The organism is Candidatus Frackibacter sp. WG13 (assembly GCF_900114655.1).
In the GTDB taxonomy this organism is placed as follows: Bacteria; Bacillota; Halanaerobiia; order Halobacteroidales; family Acetohalobiaceae; genus Frackibacter.
Map to the genome: position 1 here is coordinate 1 of NZ_FOTT01000048.1, position 1,421 is coordinate 1,421.

Genomic DNA, 1,421 nt, shown 5'->3' on the forward strand with positions numbered 1-1,421 from the left:
ACATAAGTTGTCGATATGAAAGATGGCTTTGCTATCGCTTAAAGATGAGCTCGCGTCCCATTAGCTAGTTGGTGAGATAACAGCTTACCAAGGCAACAATGGGTAGCCGACCTGAGAGGGTGATCGGCCACACTGGGACTGAGACACGGCCCAGACTCCTACGGGAGGCTGCAGTGGGGAATCTTCCGCAATGGGCGAAAGCCTGACGGAGCAACGCCGCGTGAGTGATGAAGGTCTTCGGATCGTAAAGCTCTGTCTTTAGGGAAGAACACTTTGGTTGTGAATAACTGCCAGAGCTGACGGTACCTTTAGAGGAAGCTCCGGCTAACTACGTGCCAGCAGCCGCGGTAATACGTAGGGAGCAAGCGTTGTCCGGAATTATTGGGCGTAAAGGGTGCGTAGGCGGTCTAGTAAGTCAAATGTGAAATTCATCGGCTCAACCGATGACCTGCCTTTGAAACTACTAGACTTGAGGGTAAGAGAAGAGATCGGAATTCCTAGTGTAGCGGTGAAATGCGTAGATATTAGGAAGAATACCAGTGGCGAAAGCGGATCTCTGGCTTACACCTGACGCTGAGGCACGAAAGCTGGGGGAGCAAACCGGATTAGATACCCGGGTAGTCCCAGCCGTAAACGTTGGACACTAGGTGTTGGAGGTTCGACTCCTTCGGTGCCGCAGTTAACGCAATAAGTGTCCCGCCTGGGGATTACGACCGCAAGGTTGAAACTCAAAGGAATTGACGGGGGCCCGCACAAGCGGCGGAGCATGTGGTTTAATTCGAAGCAACGCGAAGAACCTTACCAGGGCTTGACATCCCGTGACTATCTGTGAAGAACAGAGTCTAGCCTTTTGGCTACACGGAGACAGGTGGTGCATGGCTGTCGTCAGCTCGTGTCGTGAGATGTTGGGTTAAGTCCCGCAACGAGCGCAACCCTTATTCTTAGTTGCCAGCATGTAATGATGGGGACTCTAAGGAGACTGCCAGTCAAAAAACTGGAGGAAGGTGGGGATGACGTCAAGTCATCATGCCCCTTATGCTCTGGGCTACACACGTGCTACAATGGTCTGAACAGAGGGTAGCTACACCGCGAGGTGATGCTAATCTTTAAATCAGATCCCAGTTCGGATTGTAGGCTGCAACTCGCCTGCATGAAGCTGGAGTCGCTAGTAATCGCGGATCAGAATGCCGCGGTGAATACGTTCCCGGGCCTTGTACACACCGCCCGTCACACCACCCGAGTTGGATGCACCAGAAGTCATCTTTCGATGCCGAAGGTGTGTCTGGTAAGGGGGGTGAAGTCGTAACAAGGTAGCCGTACCGGAAGGTGCGGCTGGATCACCTCCTTTCTAAGGAGCAACATTTACTTGAGCAATCAAGTTAAATTCATTTGCGACGTTGATACAGACAGTGTTTGGTTTT

General features: G+C 51.9%; 1 rRNA gene. It reads left to right on the top strand.

From position 1 onward, the window contains the following. Positions 1–1,348: ribosomal RNA gene (locus BM077_RS13525) — 16S ribosomal RNA — on the top strand; the annotation flags it as partial. Positions 1,349–1,421 lie beyond the last annotated feature (73 nt).